The 18,823-nt window shown below is 66.9% G+C and carries 15 protein-coding genes; 9 read left to right on the forward strand and 6 right to left on the reverse strand.

Annotated elements, in window-relative coordinates; translation table 11 throughout:
- The first annotated feature begins 19 nt into the window (after positions 1–19).
- Positions 20–859, forward strand: a complete 840-nt coding sequence (locus M2395_RS06255; protein ID WP_011061220.1) for a metal-dependent hydrolase — start codon at positions 20–22, stop codon at positions 857–859.
- 91 nt (positions 860–950) lie between these two features.
- Positions 951–1,736 (forward strand): type 1 glutamine amidotransferase domain-containing protein, encoded by a 786-nt coding sequence (locus tag M2395_RS06260; protein ID WP_041118136.1) that lies wholly within the window; start codon positions 951–953, stop codon positions 1,734–1,736.
- Here the strand turns inward: M2395_RS06260 and M2395_RS06265 are convergent.
- From M2395_RS06265 to M2395_RS06285, 5 genes are all read right to left on the reverse strand, one after another.
- Complete coding sequence (locus M2395_RS06265; RefSeq protein WP_123430804.1) at positions 1,712–2,914, reverse strand: MFS transporter; 1,203 nt, start codon at positions 2,912–2,914, stop codon at positions 1,712–1,714. The genes M2395_RS06260 and M2395_RS06265 overlap by 25 nt on opposite strands.
- Positions 2,915–3,271: 357 nt before the next feature.
- Complete coding sequence (locus M2395_RS06270) at positions 3,272–4,132, reverse strand: NAD(P)-dependent oxidoreductase (protein ID WP_015635555.1); 861 nt, start codon at positions 4,130–4,132, stop codon at positions 3,272–3,274.
- A 148-nt stretch (positions 4,133–4,280) separates the two neighbouring features.
- Positions 4,281–4,862: a TetR/AcrR family transcriptional regulator gene (locus tag M2395_RS06275; RefSeq protein WP_011061216.1), complete on the reverse strand. Its 582-nt coding sequence runs from the start codon at positions 4,860–4,862 to the stop codon at positions 4,281–4,283.
- Between the two features lie 112 nt (positions 4,863–4,974).
- Positions 4,975–6,051 carry a sigma-54-dependent Fis family transcriptional regulator gene (locus tag M2395_RS06280; RefSeq protein WP_011061215.1) on the reverse strand — a complete coding sequence of 359 codons (1,077 nt, stop codon included), beginning with the start codon at positions 6,049–6,051 and terminating at the stop codon, positions 4,975–4,977.
- Between the two features lie 65 nt (positions 6,052–6,116).
- Complete coding sequence (locus M2395_RS06285) at positions 6,117–6,329, reverse strand: hypothetical protein (protein WP_172681997.1); 213 nt, start codon at positions 6,327–6,329, stop codon at positions 6,117–6,119.
- 172 nt (positions 6,330–6,501) lie between these two features.
- Here M2395_RS06285 and M2395_RS06290 point away from each other — a divergent pair, with 172 nt between their 5' ends.
- The 7 genes from M2395_RS06290 (at position 6,502) to M2395_RS06320 (ending at position 17,204) form a co-directional block, all read left to right on the forward strand.
- Positions 6,502–7,575 (forward strand): ABC transporter substrate-binding protein, encoded by a 1,074-nt coding sequence (locus M2395_RS06290; RefSeq protein WP_123430806.1) that lies wholly within the window; start codon positions 6,502–6,504, stop codon positions 7,573–7,575.
- 22 nt (positions 7,576–7,597) lie between these two features.
- The gene (locus tag M2395_RS06295) at positions 7,598–8,821 is read left to right on the forward strand and encodes a lipase family protein (RefSeq protein WP_011061212.1); all 1,224 of its coding nucleotides are present in this window, start codon (positions 7,598–7,600) and stop codon (positions 8,819–8,821) included.
- 15 nt (positions 8,822–8,836) lie between these two features.
- Positions 8,837–10,045: an LLM class flavin-dependent oxidoreductase gene (locus tag M2395_RS06300; RefSeq protein WP_123430807.1), complete on the forward strand. Its 1,209-nt coding sequence runs from the start codon at positions 8,837–8,839 to the stop codon at positions 10,043–10,045.
- Positions 10,046–10,049: 4 nt separating this feature from the next.
- Complete coding sequence (locus M2395_RS06305; protein WP_123397392.1) at positions 10,050–11,633, forward strand: ABC transporter substrate-binding protein; 1,584 nt, start codon at positions 10,050–10,052, stop codon at positions 11,631–11,633.
- Positions 11,634–11,877: 244 nt separating this feature from the next.
- Entirely contained in the window at positions 11,878–14,454 is a 2,577-nt protein-coding gene (locus tag M2395_RS06310) for a TonB-dependent receptor plug domain-containing protein (RefSeq protein WP_123430808.1), read from the forward strand.
- A gap of 36 nt (positions 14,455–14,490) precedes the next feature.
- Positions 14,491–15,573 carry an LLM class flavin-dependent oxidoreductase gene (locus M2395_RS06315; RefSeq protein ID WP_041118117.1) on the forward strand — a complete coding sequence of 361 codons (1,083 nt, stop codon included), beginning with the start codon at positions 14,491–14,493 and terminating at the stop codon, positions 15,571–15,573.
- A gap of 377 nt (positions 15,574–15,950) precedes the next feature.
- A complete protein-coding gene (locus M2395_RS06320; RefSeq protein ID WP_015635548.1) occupies positions 15,951–17,204 on the forward strand; it encodes a ferric reductase-like transmembrane domain-containing protein in 1,254 nt (417 codons plus the stop codon).
- On the opposite strand, the gene M2395_RS06325 is transcribed toward M2395_RS06320, so the two are convergent.
- On the reverse strand, positions 17,205–18,743 hold the full coding sequence (locus M2395_RS06325) for an MFS transporter (protein WP_123430809.1): 1,539 nt from the start codon (positions 18,741–18,743) through the stop codon (positions 17,205–17,207).
- Between the last annotated feature and the right edge of the window lie 80 nt (positions 18,744–18,823).

Here is an 18,823-nt window from a genome sequence, read left to right on the forward strand (position 1 = left end):
GTCTAGAGGAGCGACAGCCATGCTGCCCATCCGCCGCGACATCAAGGTCGAACTGCCTGCCGAACGCGCCTGCGACTGGCACGAGCAAGGCAGCCACGTGACCCACTTCTTCAATGCGTTGTCCCTGCTGTTTCCTTCCGGCGAGCTGTTCTTCATGGACAGCGTGCGCCACTACCGCGAACAGATTCACGACCCCGAGCTCAAGCGCCAGATCCAGGGTTTCATCGGCCAGGAAGCCATGCACAGCCGCGAGCACCTGCGCTACAACGACCTGCTGCAGGACGCCGGGCTGCCGGCCCATCTGCTGGACCGGCGGTTGCGCTTCTTCCTCGATTTCCAGAAGAAGCACTTCCCGCCGGCCTTCAACCTCGCGATCACCGTAGCCCTGGAACACTACACGGCAATCCTCGCCGACCTGCTGCTGCGCGACCCCAGCCGTTTCGGCAATTCGGTGGCGGGCTACCGGCAGATGTGGCTGTGGCACGCCCTCGAGGAAACCGAGCACAAGGCCGTGTCCTACGACGTCTGGAACAGCGTGATCAAGCCCGGGCCCAAGCGTTACCTGATCCGCACCGGGAGCATGCTGTTCACCACCCTGGGCTTCTGGCTGGTGGTGTTCGACTTCCATGTGCGCATGCTGATCGCCGACCGCCGTCGCGGCGGCCACTGGCGCGGGTTGTGGCAGGTGGTCAAGTACCTCTACGGCCCCAAGGGGGTGTTCCCGCGGATCGCCCTGCCCTGGCTGCAGTTCTTCAAGCCGGGCTTTCACCCCTGGGACCACGACAACCGCGAGCAACTGCAACGCATCGACGGCCTGGTGCAGGACATCGAACGCACCCGCGCCGCCGCGGCCAAGTGACAAATGCCGGCACGGCGCAACAGCGGCGTGCCGGCATCCCCTGGCGGGCTGCTAACCTGCAACGCACCCTTAGGTGCTGCGAGCCCGCGCGATGATCCTGATTCTGCTGCCCCACGCCGACTACGACCCCAGCGAAAGCAGCCTGCCCTGGCAGGCTGCCCGGGACGCCGGTTTTGCCGCGCAGTTCGCCACCCCCCTGGGGATGCCGGCCTACGCCGATTCGCGCCTGGTGAGCCTGGGGTTCGGCCCGCTCAACCCGTTGTTGATGACCCCGGCGGCCGACCTGGCCCGCTACCACGCCATGACCCGCGACCCGGCCTTTTGCAGCCCTCTGCCCTATGCCGGGGTCGACCCGGCGGCCTACGAGGGCTTGCTGATTCCCGGCGGCCACGCCCGGGGCATGCGCAGCCTGTTGGAATCCGAGGAGGTGCGGCGGATCATCCTGGCCTTCTTCCAGGCCGACAAACCCGTGGCCGCGGTGTGCCACGGCCCCCTGGCCCTGGCGCGCTGCATCGATCCGGCCAGCGGGCGCTCGGTGCTCCATGGGCGCAAGGTCACCGCCCTGCTGGCCGGCCCCATGGAGCTGGCGGCCTGGCTGGTCACCGCGCCGTGGCTGGGGCGCTACTACCGCACCTACGACCACAGCGTCGAAGAAGAGATCAAGGCGGCCCTGGCCAGCCCGGCGGATTTTCTGCCCGGGCCCTGGCTGCCCCGCCGGGATTCGGCAGAGCACCCCGAGCGCGGTTTTGTGGTCCGCGACCGCAATCTATTGACCGCACGCTGGCCCGGGGACTGCCACCGCTTCGCCAATGAATGGGCGAGCCTGCTGCAACAGGCTCGCGACGCCCAACCTCAGGCGCAGCAGGCAGAGCGCTGACCCGGCTTGAAGGCATGGCTGCGCGCGCCCCAGACCAGCATCAGGCCCACCAGCGCCAGGGCGGCCATGGCCCAGGGAAAAGACGCCGCACCATAGCGTTGCAAGAGCAGGCCGCCGACCATACCCCCGCAGGCAATGCCCAGGTTGAAGATGGTCACCAGCATCGATTGCGCGACATCCGCCCCCTCCCCGGCCACATCCGCCACGGCGGTCTGGAGCAAGGTCGGGGCGCCACCGAAGGTCAGGCCCCAGGCGCCAATGCCGAGCCAGGCCAGCCAGGGCTGGCTGGCAGCGATCCCCAGCAGCAGGCACGCCAGGGCGAAACCGGCGAGGCTGCACAGGGTCAGCCCGCGCAGCCAGCGGTCGACCCCGAGCCCGGTGAGCCAGATCCCCACCAGGGAGGCCAGGCCGAACACCAGCAGCGCCCGGTCGAGAGAGGCCGCCAAGCCCAGGGACGCGAGGAACGGCGCGATATAGGTGTAGAGAATGTTGTGGGCCAGGATCCACACGAAGATCACCAGCAGCGCCTGGGGCAGGCCCCGGGTGAGAAAGATCCGCGCGATCGGCTGGCGCTGGTGGGCCGGCTGGCCGGGGTAGTCCGGCACTGCCAGGCGCACCCAGAACCACAGCAGCAGAGCCAGTAGCGACAGCCCCCAGAAGATCTGCGGCCAATCCATTCGGGTGCCCAGCCAGGCCCCCAGGGGCACCCCCAGGCACAGCGCGATCGGCTGGCCCACGCCCACCACCGCCAGGGCCCGGCCCTGCAACTCGGGCACCACCAGACGCCGGGCATAGCCGGCCAGCAGGCCCCAGACCAGCCCCGCCGCCATGCCCGCGGCAAAGCGCGCGGCCAGGGTCAGCAGGTAGTGGGTCGACAACGCGGTCAGGCTGTTGAACAGCAACAGGCCGCCGATGGCCAGCAACAGCAAGGGCCTACGGCGCCAACTGCGAGTGGCGGCGATCAGCGGAATCGCCGCCGCCACCGAGCCCAGGGCATACAGGCTGATCAACTGCCCGGCCATGGCCTCGCTGATGCCCAGGCCCTGGCTGATCTGCGGCAACAGCCCGGCAGGCAGCGTCTCAGTGACGATGGCGATGAAACCGGCCAGGGTAAAGGCCAGCAGGCGCCAGACCGGCAGCCTGCTGGAGGCGGTCGGCAAAGGTACGCAAATGTTCATGAAAGAATACTCACACAAGAAGACCAGAAATCACCGCAGGAACCGGCTTGCCGGCGAATGGGCCTCAGACCCTGCGCCCGACTCACGGGCGCCTTCGCTGGCAAGCCAGCTCCTACAACAGGCAGATACACCGCGCAGGCTCCCGTAGGAGCCGGCTTGCCGGCGAAAAGGCCCTCAGCCCCTGTGCCCGACTCACGGGCGCCTTCGCTGGCAAGCCAGCTCCTACAACAGGCAGATACACCGCGCAGGCTCCCGCAGGAGCCGGCTTGCCGGCGAAGAGGCCCTCAGCCCCTGCGCCCGACTCACGGGCGCCTTCGCTGGCAAGCCAGCGCCTGCATCAGCGCTAGAAGAAACCGCTCAGCCGAGGTAGGAGGCCGCCATGTCCTTGTCGCCATGGCCCTGCTCCAGGGCGCGCTGGAAACGCTGGATTCCGGCCTCGGCCAGATCCAGCCGGACCCCGGCTCTGGCGGCCGCCGCCACCATCAATTCGGCGTCTTTCAGGGCGTTGGCCAGGGTAAAGCTGGGGCTGTAGTCGCCACTGAGCATGGCCCGGGTCTTGGCCTGGAAATAGCCGCTGTCCAGGGGCCCGCCGCTGACCAGTTCCACCACCAGCGCCGGGTCCAGCCCCAGCCCCTTGGCCAGGGCCAGGCTTTCCGCGGCGCCGTGGGTCAGGGCCAGCACCCAGCTGTTGAGGGCCAGCTTCAGGCGGCTGCCGGCTCCCGGCTGTTCGGCAACCCAGAGCACACGCTTGGCGATGGCCTCCAGCAGCGACTGCAACGCCGGCCGATGAGCCTCGGGGCCCGCGCCCAATACCACCAACTGGCCCTGCTCCGCAGGCTGGCGCGTGCCCAGCACCGGGGCATCGTAGAAGACCAGCCCGCCATCCCGGGCAAAGCCTTGCAGTTCGTCGTTGGCCTCGATCCCCACGGTGGCCATCTGCAGCCAGAGCGCCCCAGGCTCGAAACCGTCCCGTGCCTGCTGCATGGCTTGCAGCACGGCGGCACCGTCCTTGCCCAGGGTGATGATCACTTGCGCCCCGCGTACCGCCTCGGCGGGCTCGGCAAATACCTGGATATCGTCCGCGATCAGCGCCTGGGCCCGTTGCAGCGTGCGGTTCCAGGCCCGTACCGCAAAGCCCTTGCGCCGCAGATTGCGCGCCACTGCGGCGCCCATGATGCCGATGCCTAATACCGCAATGGATCCTGGTTGCTTGGCCATCTGTGTCTCTCCCATGTTGAATTAATTATGGAATGATCATTCCAATAAAAGGCAAAAAAAGCCCAGCCCTGTAGGAGCTGGCTTGCCAGCGAAGACGCCCTGGAACCTGATGCAGATTGTGAGGGGCCCTTCGCCGGCACGCCGGCTGCTACAGGCTGGCCAGGACCACCTCGACCACATCCAGCAGGCGCTGGCGTCGTTGCTCCGCCAGGCTGCCCTTGGCCAGCACCCGCAAGCCCTGCACGGTGCACACCACAAAGCTGGCCAGGGCCCGGGGATTCTTCTGCGGGTCGATCTCCCCCTGCTCCTGGCCGCGACGCAGCACCTGCTCCAGGGCCGCCTCGATACGCTGGAAATTCTGCGCCACGAGCTGAGCCACCGCCGCGTCCTGCCCGGCCATTTCCAGGGAAGCATTGGCCGCCAGGCAGCCCAGGCGCCGGGTGTCTTCCAGCTCGTTGTCGACGATGCGCATCAGCAATCGCCGGACCAGTTCCCTGGCGGGTGCGTCGGCGCCCAGCAGCTCGATATTGGCGCTGGTCATCTGCTGGTAGCGCTTGAGGGCACAGGTGTACAGGCCGTGCTTGCTGTCGAAGGCGTTGTACAGGCTGCTGCGGCTCAGGCCGGTGCCTTCCACCAGGTCCTGAATGGACGTGGCGGCGTAACCGCGCTGCCAGAATACCTGCATGGCCGCATCGGCAATCTGCTCGGGGTCGAACTCCTTGGGACGCACGGCTATTACCTTTCTGGAATGATCGTTCCGAAGACTAAAGATCAAGCCGGCAGGCGTCAACCGCCCCGGGCAAAAAAAGCCCCGGGCCGGTTCTCGGGTCCAGGAAGCGGATCTAGGAAGCGGAAGTCGCCAGGGGCTTGTTCAACTCGCCGATCTTTTCCAGCCGGGCGCGCACGATGTTGCGGCTGATGTTGAGCAGGCGCCCGGTCTGCAACTGGTTGCCATGGCAGTAGCGATAGGCCTCGCGAAAGATCGTTTCCTCGATGTGCTCGTACAGGTCGGGAATGTTCTGCTCGAACAGCGCCTGCAAGGCCCGGCCCAGGTCTGCCGGCGCCTGAGGCCCCGGGACGGCCAGGGGCGCCTGTTCCTGGCGGATGCCGGAGGAGCGCATGTCCACCAGGTGCAGATCCCCCGGTGCCACCCGTTGCTGGCGGCACACCAGCAAGGCGTGGTGGATGGCATTTTCCAGTTCGCGAATGTTGCCCGGCCAGCTGTGCTCCAGCAGCTTGCGTTCAGCCTCTTCGGTCAGCGAGGCACGGTTGTAGCCCAGGCGCTGGCAGTGTTCCTCAAGGAAGAATTCGGCCAGGGGCAGGATGTCCCCCGGGCGCTCGCGCAGCGGCGGCAGGCGGATGGTGGCCACGTGCAGGCGGTAGAACAGGTCTTCACGAAAATGCCCGGCCACCACCGCATCGGCGAGGTTGACGTTGGTGGCCGCCACCAGCCGCACATTGATCGGGATCGGCGTGCGCGAGCCCAGGCGCACCACCTCTCGCTCCTGCAGCACCCGCAGCAGCTTGACCTGCATGTTCAGCGGCAAGTCGCCGATCTCGTCGAGAAACAGCGTGCCGCCGTTGGCCGCTTCGAACCAGCCGGCCTTATGGGTGGTGGCACCGGTAAAGGCGCCTTTCTCATGGCCGAAGAGTTCGCTTTCCACCAGGGTTTCGGCAAAGGCCCCGCAGTTCACCGCGACAAAGGGCTCGCGCCCGCGGCGGCTCAGGTGATGGATGTGGCGCGCCACCAGTTCCTTGCCGGTGCCGGTCTCGCCAATGATCAGGGTATTGGCCTCACTGGGGGCCAGGCGCTCGATGCGACTGAGCAATTCCTGGGAGCGCGGGTCCTTGAACACCAGAACGGTGGCCCGTACCGACTTGGTCAATTCACGGGCGTTTGGATGAGTGATCAGCGACATGGTGCATTCCTGGCAGTAAAAGCGCGGGCTCAATAGTGCACGAAGATATTTAGACTAAATAATTATTAATTAATCTTTAGATATTCCTTTTGTGAATATGTCTGGAGGGTGCTCCCCACCTGCTGCTGGAGCAGCAATCGGCCAGCACCTGCCTGTTCGCAGATCAGCAGCGGCGGCTTGGGCCAGGGCCTGTCGATCTGCCTGAAGCCCTTGCCGGGCAAGGCCTGCAGCGCTTTGTAGCGGCCCTGGCATGCAATCTGCTCTATCCCTTCCGACACCAGTACCCACCACCGCCCCTCGTAGGAGCTGGCTTGCCAGCGAAGGCGCTCGCAAGGGCGAGGCAAGGCTCAAGGGCCCTCTTCGCCGGCAAGCCGGCTCCTACAGGAGAACACCGCGATATCCGGCGCAGGGCTGGCGGGGCTGAGGGCTTATTTTTTGAGGGAGAGTGCAATGCAAGGTTTATGGCGCAATACCCTGGCCGTTATGGCCGGGCTGCTGATCAGTGTCACGGCCCTGGCCAACCCGGCCCCCGAGTCGGTGAAGATTGCCATCGTCGCCTTCACCCAGGGCGGCAAGCCGGTGTTCGGCGGCATCGCCGGGCGGGTGATCGAGGATGGCTGGCTGGAACAGCAACTGAGCCAGCGCGGCATCAAGCTGCAGTGGATCGCCCTGCCCCACGCCGGCGCCGGGCCGCAGATCAACGAGGGCTTCAGCAACAACAGCATCGACTTCGCCGTGCGTGGCGACCTGCCGTCGGTGATCGCCGGCGCCGGCGGCGTGCCCGGCAAGCTGATCGTGCCCGGCGGCAGCGGCAACAATATCTACCTGGTGGTGCCCACCCAGTCCACGGCCAAGAGCATCGAGGACCTCAAGGGCCTGCGCCTGGCCCTGCATCGCGGCCGGCCCTGGGAGTTCGCCTTCAGCAACTTCCTGGCCAGCAAGGGCCTGAAGCTCGACGACTTCAAGATCGCCAACCTCAACCCCCAGGTCGGTGCGGCGGCGGTGTCCGCCGGCAAGGTCGACGCCGCGGTGCTGCTCAGCGAGGCCTATGCCCTGGAAGACAAGGGCGTGGGCCGGATCATCTGGTCCACCAAGCAAGGGGCCAATGACTGGCGCCTGGTCTCCGACCTCTGGGGCACCGACAGTTTCATCGAGCAGCACCCGGAGGTTACCCAACTGCTGGCCACCGCCTGGGTCAAGGCCGCCTGGTGGATTTCCCAGGAACAGAACCAGGACGCCTACTACCAACTGTCCTCCCGCGCCGGCACCGCCGAGAGCGTGCTGCGCCGCGACGACCAGGGCGACCCGGTGGCCTGGAAGGAGCGCTGGGCGCCCAAGAGCGACCAGCAGCTCAAGGCCCACTATCAGGCGCTGAGCGACTACGCCCTGGCCAACCAGCTGATCCGCACGCCCTACGACATCACCCCGGCCCTGGCCACCGGTTTCACCAACCAGGCGCTGATCGATCTGCACCTGAGTGATTACTGGCCCGCCCTGCGCGGCCAGGTCGCCACCCATCCCTGAACCCTGAGCACGAGTCTTCTTGATGAAACTGTCCGCAAAATTCACCTTTGGCCTGAGCCTCCTGGCGCTCTCCCTGTCGGCCCTGGCCGGCCCGACCTACGCGCCCAAGCCCGACCCGTTGCAGGGCGACGGCCGGGTCTCGGCCTTCTATACCTGGCAGGACGCGATCCCCCCGACCCCGGGCAAGCTGCTGCGCAGCGAACCCCTGGAAGCCACCCTGAGCCTGCCCAACGCTGCCAGCGCGCAACGGATTCTCTATAGCTCCACCGACGGCATCGACGGCAAGACCCCGGTGGTGGTCTCCGGCACCTTGTTCCTGCCCAAGGGCAAGGCCCCGGCCGGCGGCTGGCCGGTGGCCTCCTGGGGCCATGGCACGGTGGGCGTGGCGGATGTCTGCGCGCCGTCCTGGCAGGGCCGCTCCTACCGTGATGTGCAGTACCTGAGCCGCTGGCTGGACGAAGGCTTTGCCATTGTCGCCACCGACTACCAGGGCCTGGGCGTGCCCGGCGGCCATCCGCTGCTGAACAACCGCATGGCCGCCTACGGCATTCTCGACGCCGCCAAAGCCGTGGTCGCCGGGGTGCCCGGGCTGGCCAACAAGGTACTGATCGTCGGCCAGTCCCAGGGCGGCGCCGGCGCCTTCGCCTCGGCCGCCTACGCCTCCACCTACGCACCGGACCTGGGGGTCAAGGGCAGCATCGGCACCGGGGTGATCTACACCATCGGCGCGAAAAATGTCGGCGAACAGGACCCGAACAAGGTCGATGCCTCCCTGGCCTACGGTTTCTACACCTTGCTGGCCGCCCAGCAGTACGACCCCAGCATCAACCCCCGGGACTTCTACACCGACAAGGCCCTGCCGCTGTTCGAGCAGGCCCGTACCAGTTGCCTGGCGTCCCTGGTCAGCGACGTGGTGGGGGTCGGCCTGACCCCGGCCAACGCCAAGAAGGACTATCAGGGCAGCCAACTGGCGGCCTGGCAGAAACAAGTGTCCTACCCGACCCTGAAAACCGCCCAGCCGGTGTTCATCGGCACCGGCGCCGAGGACAAGACCCCGGCCGCCGCCACCCAGGTGGCCCTGATGCAGGACGCCTGCAAGGCCGGCTCGGTGGTCGAGGGCCACTTGTACAAGGGCCTGGGCCACAGTGAAACGGTCAATGCCTCCCTCAAGGACTCGGTGCCGTTCGCCCACAAGGTGATCAACGGCCAAGCCATTACCCCCGTCTGCAACCCCAGCGTGCAATAGCCAGGAGGCCCAGCCATGAGCATCGAATTCTTCACTCGCCTGCCCCTGCACGGCGAAACCCAGTTCCTCCCCGGCGACCCGCGCAACCGCGGCGACTGGCACCGGGGCGGGCCCAGCACCGGTGCCGTCTCAGGCTTCAGCGTCGGCGACCACTTCACCTACATAGACTACCTGGGGCAGATCGCCCGGGCCGCGGAAATCAACGGCTTCGGCGGCGCGCTGATGGTCAACGCGCCCTCCGGCGAAGAGCCCTGGACCGTGTGCTCGCTGCTGGCCCGGGAAACCCGCACCCTGAAGTTCGTCACCGCCTTCCAGCCCTATCACTACACGCCCTGGGTTGCGGTGCAGCAGGCCGCCACCTACCAGCGCGCCACCGGCAATCGCCTGGTGTGGAACATCATCAACGGCGGCTCGGACGCCATTCAGCGCCAGGTCGGCGACTTCAGCGACCACGATGAGCGCTATGCCCGTGCCACCGAGTTCATGGACGTGGTCAAGGGCTACTGGCACAACGAGAACTTCCACTACCAGGGCCAGTTCTACCGCGCCGAAGGCGGCGGCCTGCGCGGCCCCTTGAAGAAGGCCGATCTGCCGCTGATCTGCACCGCGGGATCGTCCATCGCCGCTCGGGAATTCGCCGCCAAGCATGCCGACTTCTACCTGATGCGCGCCGAGCACCCGGACGAGATCGCCGCGTTGATCGCCGATATTCGTGAGCGCGCCTTGCAGTACGGCCGCAGCGATATCCGCTTCGGCCTGTCGATCGACGTCATCACCCGGGAAACCGAGGAACTGGCGCGCACCGAGGCCAAGCGCTTCTTCGACGAGGGCATCGCCAAGGGCGCGGTCAAGGCCGTGGCCGCCCATGCCGGGCTGCGCACCGCGCGCAAGCTCAGCTACGAGAACGGCTTCGCACAGAAGAACGAGACCCAGGGCTTCGAGGACTTCTTCATCCACCCCAATGTCTGGACCGGCTTCGGCTACATCGGCATACCGCCGGGCTGCGCCCTGGTGGGCAGCTACGAAAACGTGGTGGCGCGGATCCGCGAGTACCACGCCATCGGTATCGACCTGTTCTTCCTCGCCGGCTACCCGCACCTGGAGGAAGCCTACCGCCTGGGCGAGCACATCCTGCCGCACTTTCGCGGCGAGCGCACGGCCCTGAGCCGTCAGCCGCAAGCGCCGCTGGAGCTGCGCAGCGCCAACGGCCCGGCAGGAGCCTGACGCCATGAGCCAGGACTACTCGGGCTTGAGCCGCCGTCGTTTTCTCGGCCACAGCGCGCTGTTCGGCGGCGGCCTGCTGCTGGGCAGCAGCCTGCTGGCCGGCTGCGACGCGGACAATTCCAGCACCCCGGGCACGGTCGCCAGCGACCAGCCGCGCTACGGCGGGCGCCTGCGCCTGGGGATTCTCGACGGCAACCAGAGCGGCAACCTGGACGCCCACAAGCCCATCGGCAGCGGCATCGTCCGAGGCTTCGCGCTGTACAGCAAACTCTGGGAATGGGACGAGCAGATGCAACCGCGCCTGGCCCTGGCGGAGTTCGCCGAACCCAATGCCGATGCCAGCAGCTGGACCCTGCGCCTGCGCCAGGGCCTGGAATTCCACCACGGCAAGAGCATCGACGCCGATGACCTGATCTTCTCCATCCGCCGCCTGACCGACCCGCAACTGGCCTCGCCCTACGCGGCGCTGCTGCACTGGGTCGATCGCGACAACCTGCAAAAGCTCGATGAGCGCACTGTGCGCCTGAGCTTTCGCGAGGGCCGTAGCTACATGCCCCTGGCGGAAACCTGGGTCAACTTCGGTGGCATCGTCCCGGTGGACTATCACCCGGTGACCAACCCGGTGGGTGCCGGCCCCTACAAGCTGAAAAGCTTCACCCCCGGCCAGCGCTCGCTGTTCACCCGCTTCGACAACTACTACAAGGACGGCCAGCCCTACGCCGACGAACTGGAGATCATCGACTTCAAGGATCAGGTGGCGCGCCTGGCGGCCCTGCGTTCCGGGCAGATCGACATGGCCAACGTGATGCCCACCGAACAGTTGCAAGTCCTGCAGCGCGACCCGCGGGTGCGGCTGCTGAAATCGGTGACCGGCAACTGGCTGTCCTTCGACATGAACCTGGACAAGCCGCCGTTCAACGACCCAAGGGTGCGCCAGGCCTTCCGCCTGCTGGCGGATCGCGAGGAGCTGGTGCGCCGCGCCCTGAACGGCCAGGGCCGGGTGGCCAACGACCTCTATGCCCCCAGCGATCCGACCTTCAACCACAGCCTGGGGCCCCGCCCCCACGACCCGCAGCGTGCGGCGCAACTGCTCAAGGAGGCCGGCCAGGAAAACCTCGAGCTGGAACTGGTGACCACCCCGGGGCCGGCCCTGACCTCGGCCCTGGTGCTGGCCGAACAGGCCAAGCGCATCGGCGTGACCCTCAAGGTCCGCCAGGTGGACCTGGCGACCTTCCAGGGCCCGCAACGCAACGACTGGACCCTGAGCACCGGCGGCAGCATCGGCGCGCCGTTCCTGGCCAGCGCCATCCACACCGACGCGCCCTTTGCCGTGTCCAACAAGACCCACTTCAACGACCCGCAGTTCAGCGAGGTGTTTCTCGCGGCCATGGCCCAACCCGACCTGCAACGACGCACGGCCCTGGTGCACCAGGCCCAGCAGATCCAGTACGAACGGGGCGGCATGCTGATCTGGGGCTACGCCGACCTGCTGGACAGCGTCTCCACCCGCGTGGGCGGCGCCCGGGAAGAACAGTCGCTGTTCAGCACCTGGCGTTTCGAAAGGTTGTGGCTCAACAACAGCGCCTGACCCACCGCCCGACCGTAGGAGCTGGCTTGCCAGCGAAAGCGCCCGCAAGAGCACCGCGAGCCTCCAGGCCCCCTTCGCCGGCAAGCCGGCTCCTACAAGGAACCACCGCAACCGCGACACACCCCGTAGGAGCTGGCTTGCCAGCGAAGGCGCCCGCAAGAGCACCGCGAGCCTCCAGGCCCTCTTCGCCGGCAAGCCGGCTCCTACAGAACATTCATGCGATTCAATATGAGGCTCATGTGCCATGCCCTCCAACGCCTTCGCTCGCCCCGCATTCGGCCCGGCCCTGGCCGTAACGGTGTTTTCTTCCCTGGCGCCGCCGCTCTTCGCCGCCGATACCCAGTTGCAAACCGTCACCGTCCAGGCCAGCAGCCAGGCCGATGACGATGCCCTGCCCACCCGGCCACCGACCTCGGTGTATGGCGGCACCGAAACCAAGGTCCTGGACACCCCGCGCTCGATCACCCAGGTCAACGCCGAACAACTGGCCAACGACCCGATCCGCAGCGCCGACGATTTGGTCAAATACGCCCCGGGCATCACCCGCGGTGGCGGGCAGAACGCCGGCATCGCCCCGCAGTTCCGCGCCCAGGGCTCGGAGGTATTCCAGGACGGCCAACGCGCTTACGGCGTGCGTCACCCAGCCAACTTCAACGCCTATGAGGGCGCGGACATCGTCGCCGGCCCTTCCTCGGTGACCTATGGCTCGGTGTCCGGCAGCGGCGGCTACGTCAACTACCTGAGCAAGAAACCCAACTTCAGCGAATTCAAGACCCGTCTGAGCGGCGAGCTCGGTGCCTGGGTGCCGGACGGCCAGTCCCGGGACTCGCGCAAGTTCAGCATCGACAACACCGGCCCCCTGAGCGACCAGTTGGCCTACCGGGTCAGCATCACCCAGCAGCGCCAGCAGGACTATTACGACAATGTCGACAACAACTTCGACGCCTTCTACGGTGCCCTGGCCTGGCGCAACGACAACCTGCGGGTGGATTGGAACGCCAGCTACGACAACTACTACGACTACAACATCACCCACGGCTGGAACCGCGCCACCCAGCAACTGGTGGATAGCGGCCAGTACTACGCCGGGCGCGCCACGCCGATCATCCAGAATGGCAAAACCCTGTGGTCGCCGGTGCTGGCCTCCGGCGCCGCCAATGCCCCGAACCTGGGCTGGGTGCAGCGCCAGCGCAACGCCCAGGGCCAGTACAGCGTGGTCGACGGCAGCTTCCAGGGCGCCTCGCCCAACACCCAGGCCAGCCCCGGCACCCTGCGTGGCTGGGTCTATGACCCGAGCCTGGCAGGCAACGGCCTGACCTCCCTGTCGCCCCAGGCCGGTCAGCGCGGCGAAGACCAGAGCAGCTCGCGGCGTTTCACCACCCAGTTGCGGGTCGAGGCCGATCTGTCTCCGACGATCACCCTGGCCAACAGCACCTTCTACCAGCGCTCCAGGGACTTGACCGACGCCGTGGGCGCCTTCCAGGTGCAGTCCAAGGACAACCTGCTGGACAACCGTTTCGAGTTCCGCTCACGCAATGAAAACCGGCTCGGCGACCTGACCCTGCGGGACGACAGCAACAGTGGGTTGATCTACCGCCGCGAGTTCAACCAGTCGATCGCCGCCAACAACCACTTCGGCTCCACCATCAATGCCTACGACCTGACTCTGGACCCGTCGGGCAAAAACCCCGGCGACCTGCTGGGGTTGACCGGCAGCAACCCGGCCGGCGGCAACGGCGCCTGGATCGGCCAGCCCGGGGTGCCCCAATACTCCAACTATTACGGCTGGCTCAACCTGGCGGCCATGTACCCCGCCGGCCACGGCCTGTATGCCGAGTCGGTGGCGCCCTACACCGCCGAAAGCACCTGGACCACCAAGACCCTGTTCAGCCAGCACAACCTGCGCCTGGGCGAGCGGGTGGGCCTGAACATCGGTGCCAGCCGCTGCTGGATCGACGCCCGGATCGACAACCCCTTCGTCCTTGCAGGTGGCAGCGACCGGCGCGACAGCCACAACTACCGGCTGTTCGCGTTCCAGGTCAGCCCCTACGTCAAACCCACCGAGAACAGCACCCTGTACTACACCTTCGACCGCTCCCTGGCGGTCAACACCGGGTTCTTCTCCAACGGCCTGGGCTGGGGCAGCGGCAGTGGCGCCAACCAGCTCAACCCCCTGGCGTTCCAGAGCCTGAGCGTGCTGCATGAACTGGGGCTGAAGGTCGAAGCCATCCCCGACCAGCTGTTCATGACCCTGGCCACCTTCAAGCAGGCCCGGGACCAGTCCCCGGACAGCAACAACATCGCCCGGCTGATCATCAAGGGCACCGAGGCGACCCTGCGCTACCAGCCAGACCCGCACCTGCGCAGCGGCCTCAACCTGTCCCGGCTCAGCGCCTACAACGAATTCACCTCCCAGGCCGGCTTCGCCTCCGCCGGGTTCATCCCCGACAACGGCACCGTGTTCGGCGACAACAACAGCCTCAACCAGCGGCCCTCCGGGCGCTTCGACGCGTTGCAGATCCCCGAGTACACCGCCAGCGGCTACCTCGACTACCGCTTCGACTCGGGCTTTGGCGCCGAGCTCTCCGGCTGGTGGACCAGCAGCTGGTACCTGAACCTGAGCAAGACGGTGAAGGTCCCCGACGAATACAACCTCGACCTGGCCCTGTACTACCGCCAGCCCCAGTGGAGCACCACCCTGCGGGTGCTCAACCTGACCAACGAACTGAACTTCGTCAGCGGCCTGGCCGGCTCCACCAACACCTTCCTGCAGCCCATGCCCGGACGCACCGTGCTGGCCCAGGTGGACTACCGCTTCTAGGCACTTTCCTTCTTCTGCGACCTCAGGACACTCCCCATGAGCATTGAATTCGTCGGCATGATCTTTCCCCGCCAATGGTCCGAAACCCGCGGCGTGCGCAGCCCGGACTTCGACCTGGCATTCATCCGCGAGCACGCGCGCGCCCACGAACACGCGGGCTTTGACCGAGTGCTGATCGCCAGCGGCCCGGGCAGCGCCGACAGCCTGCAGATTGCCGCCTACGCCGCGGCCCACACCGAGCGCCTGGGCTTCATGATTGCCCACCGCCCGGCCCTCAGCGCCCCCACCGTGGCGGCCCGGGCCTTCGCCACCCTGGACCACACCACCGGCGGAGGGCGCATCCGCCTGCATGCCATTACCGGCATCACTGCCGAGCCCCAGGAAGGCGACACCCTGCTGGACAAGACCGAGCGCTATCGACGCACCGACGAGTACCTGGAGATCGTGCGCCGCACCTGGACCGCCGAAGAACCCTTCGACTTCGAAGGCCGCTACTTCAACCTCAAGGGCGCGTTTTCCCCGGTCAAGCCGCTGCAGCAGCCGCACATCCCCATCTCTTTTGGCGGCTCCTCGGACATCGCCTACCAGATCGCGGTCAAGCACGCCGACCTCTACGCCCTGTGGGGCGAGCCCCTGGAGGGGGTAGCCGAACAGATCGGCAAACTCAAGGCCGCGGCCAGCGCCGCGGGGGTGGCCGCGCCCCGGGTCAGCCTCTCGGTGCGGCTGATCCTGGGGGCCACCGAGGAATTGGCCTGGCAACGGGCCGAACAGATCCTGGCGCAGATCCGCGCCAACCCGCAGTTCGCCGCCGGCAGCCCCTGGCAGAAGCGCCTCAAGGGCACCGGCTCCGAACGCCTGCTGGCGGCCGCAGCCCGCGGCGACCGCCATGACCGCGCCCTGTGGATGCCCACCGCCAGCGCCGTTGGCGCCTACGGCGACACCACGGCCCTGGTGGGCACGCCGGAGACCGTGGCCCAGGCCCTGCTGGACTACGTCGACCTGGGCGTGACCACCTTCCTCAACCGTGGCTACGACCCTTATTACGACACCATCGACTATGGGCGCTGGATCATCCCCGCCGTCCGCGAAGCCGCCGCCCGCCGCAAGCAACACCTGTAGAAGGCGTTTACGAGGCTGGCATCCGGCTTGGAGGCCCTTTCGCCGGCAAGCCGGCTCCTACAAGCGCGTTGACCTTTCCCACAACCCTGTAGGAGCTGGCTTGCCAGCGAAGGCGCCCGCAAGAACACTGCCCGGTTCAGGGGCCCTTGGCCGCCTGCCCGCGCCTGCAGAGGCGGCGGCTGGGAAATCGGAATGCGAGTGATAGTCGATCATTTTCAACACTTTATCGACGCCAGGCCGATGACCCAGATCACCACGAATACTCGCCAAAGCGTTAACATTCCACCCAGCCTTTGGCTTTGAACCTGTCATATCCACTTTATGCATCGCGCCCTTTGCTGCGCCATGACGGCATTTCCTCACCGGAGTCATGCACTTTGAAAACCTGGCACACACTTGTCGGCATCCTGCTGATCACCACGGTCACCCTGCTGCTGGAGATCCCTTCCGCCACCTGGCTGACCTCGGCCACCCTGAGCATGATCCTGGGCACCGCAGCCCTGGCCTACATGGCGATGTCCTGCCTGCTGGCCAGCCGCTGGGGCTGGGTCGAACGGCTGTTCGGCGGCCTTGACCGGGTCTACGAGGCGCACAAGTGGCTGGGCATCTGGGCCCTGGCATTCGCCAGCTACCACCTGGTGTTCAAGGCCAACCTGGATGAATGGAACAGCGTGCCGATCCTCGAACTGTCCAAATACTGGACGCGCCTGGTCCGCCAGCTGAGCTACGTGGCCCTGGGCCTGATCGTGCTGCTGGCACTGAACCGCAACATTCCCTACAGCCAGTGGCGCTGGTGGCACAAGCTCTCCGGCCCGCTGTTCCTGATCGTCATCCTGCACTGGCTGAGCTTCAAATCGCCCATCACCCTGGATTCGCCCTCGGGTATCTGGCTGGCTCTGCTCTGCGTCCTCGGCGTGCTTGGGGCCCTGTACAAGCTGCTGCTCTACCCCCTGGTGGCCAAGGCCGGCGAATACCAGGTGACGGCGGTCCGGGTGGAGAAGAACTCCCTGCACCTGGAGTTGATTCCCCAGGGCCGGGGCTTTCCTTTCAAGGCCGGGCAGTTCGCCTTCCTCTCGATGCAGGAAAAAGGCCTGCGCGAACCCCATCCGTTCACCATCGCCAGCGCCCAGGCCCATGACGGGCGCATCGAATTCGTGATCCGCGCCCTGGGGGACTACACCCAACGCCTGCGCCGCCAGGTCAAGGTCGGCATGCGTGCGGACATCTACGCGCCCTATGGGCGTTTCAAGCGGCCGCAGGCGGCTGCCCGGGAAATCTGGATCGGCGGTGGCGTGGGCATCTCGCCATTTATTTCCTGGCTGCAGGATGAAGCTGCCGGGCAGTTCGACAAGGCCACCCTGGTGTACTGCTACAACCCGTCCCGGGCCTTCCCCAGTGTCGACACCCTGCAGGGCATGGCCCAGGCCCGGGGAGTGAACTTCGTGGCCAACTGCGGCGGCACCGAGCCCCTGGCCCAGACCCTCAAGCGCACCGCGGCCGAAACCGATCCGCAGCAGATCCAGGTCAGCTTCTGCGGGCCCAAGGGCTTGCTGGGCCAGGTCCGGGAACTGATGAGCGAGTGCCGGATTCCCCAAGGCAACCTGCACTACGAATTCTTCGAGTTCCGCTGATCAAGCCGCTGGCGGCCCTGGCTGGCGCGGCTCGCGCAGCGTCACCCAGACCACCAGCGCCGCCAGCAGGGTCATCAGGGTCAGCACCTGCAACAACTGGCTGAAAGCCTGCCCGTACAGGGCCAGCACCCCCTCCCGGCCCAGCACCGGCAAGGCCGCCAGAGTACCGGGCAGGTCCCCCCCGGCCAGTTGCCGGGCAGCCCCCATCAACGTCTCGGCGGGCAGCGCCTGATCCGCCAGGGCGTGCTGCAGCAGCCCCGCCAGCAGCGCCACCACCAGGGCCAGGGCAATGCCCTCGCCGGCCACCCGGGTGGTGCTGAAGATGCCGCTGGCCATGCCCGCGCGCTCCTTGGGCACCACGCTCACCGACAAGCCGTCCATCAGCCCCCAGGGCAGCCCACTACCGAGGCCGATCAGCAGCAGCGGCCAGATCCGATCGGCCGGCGCCTGGCCCGCAGCGATCCGGCTCAGCCACCACAGCCCGGCGGCAGCCAGCAACAGGCCCAGGCTCGACAGGTTGCCGGCGCTGCACCAGCGGCTGAGCCAGCCCGCGGCGAACGGCACCACCAGCATCGGCGCCGACAGGGCAAGCATCAGCAGCCCGGCATCGATGGCGCTGTAGCCTTCGACGCCGATAAAGCGGATCGGCAACAGGATCAGCAGCACCACGTAGCAATAGCAGGTGGCGATGGGCAGCACCTGCACCCCGACAAAACGCGGATAGCGAAACAGCGACAGATCCAGCATCGGCCGCGCTGCACGCCGCTCGACGACGATGAACAGCCACAGTGCCAGCAGCGCCCCCGCCAGCAACAGCAGAACCCAAGGGCTGCTCCAGCCGTTTTGCGGGGCCTGCAGGATGCCCCAGGTCAGCAGCACCAGCGCCAGGGTGAAACTCAGGGTGCCGGGCCAGTCCACGCCCTGGGCGTCGGGGTCGCGGGACTCTTGCATGCGCGGCACGCCAAAGGCCAGGGACAGGCCGCCGATCAGCGCCCCGGAGACAAAGATCCCGCGCCAGCCGGCCTGTTCCACCAGGACCCCGGCGAGGATCGGGCCAAACGCCAGGCCGACACCAAAGGTGGTGCCCAGCAGGCTGAAGGCACGGGTTCGCGCCGGGCCGTCGAAGGCCTGGGCCAGGGCCGCCGAACCACCGGCCAGGGCGGCGGCACCGGCCAGCCCCTGGACCCCGCGCAAGAGGTTCAGCCACAGCAGCGACGGTACGAACACCAGGGCCAGGGAGCTCAGGCCGAACAGCGCCACGCCGAGACTGAACAGGCGCTTGCGGCCAAATTCGTCGGCCAGGGTGCCGGCGGCCATCAGCACGCTGCCAAAAGTCAGCATGAAGGCATTGGTGGTCCAGCTCAGGGCCAGCGGGCTGCCCCCCAGTTCATGGCCGATGGCCGGGGTCGCCACCGCTACCCCGACAAAGGTCAGGGGCAGCATCAGGGCCGCCAGGCACACCGCGGCCAGCACGCCATGGGCGGACTGCCGGCGACTTTGGGCGGCCTGCCCCAGGGGTAATTCGAGTTCGGGATTCACACGGACCTCTCAAGCCCTGGCAACCAGGGGTGGGCTAAGAAAAATCCATGGTAGGTATGCCGCAATCACTGAAAAACAGG

The sequence above is a fragment of the Pseudomonas sp. BIGb0176 genome (genome assembly GCF_024810175.1).
GTDB classification, from domain to species: Bacteria; Pseudomonadota; Gammaproteobacteria; order Pseudomonadales; family Pseudomonadaceae; genus Aquipseudomonas; species Aquipseudomonas protegens.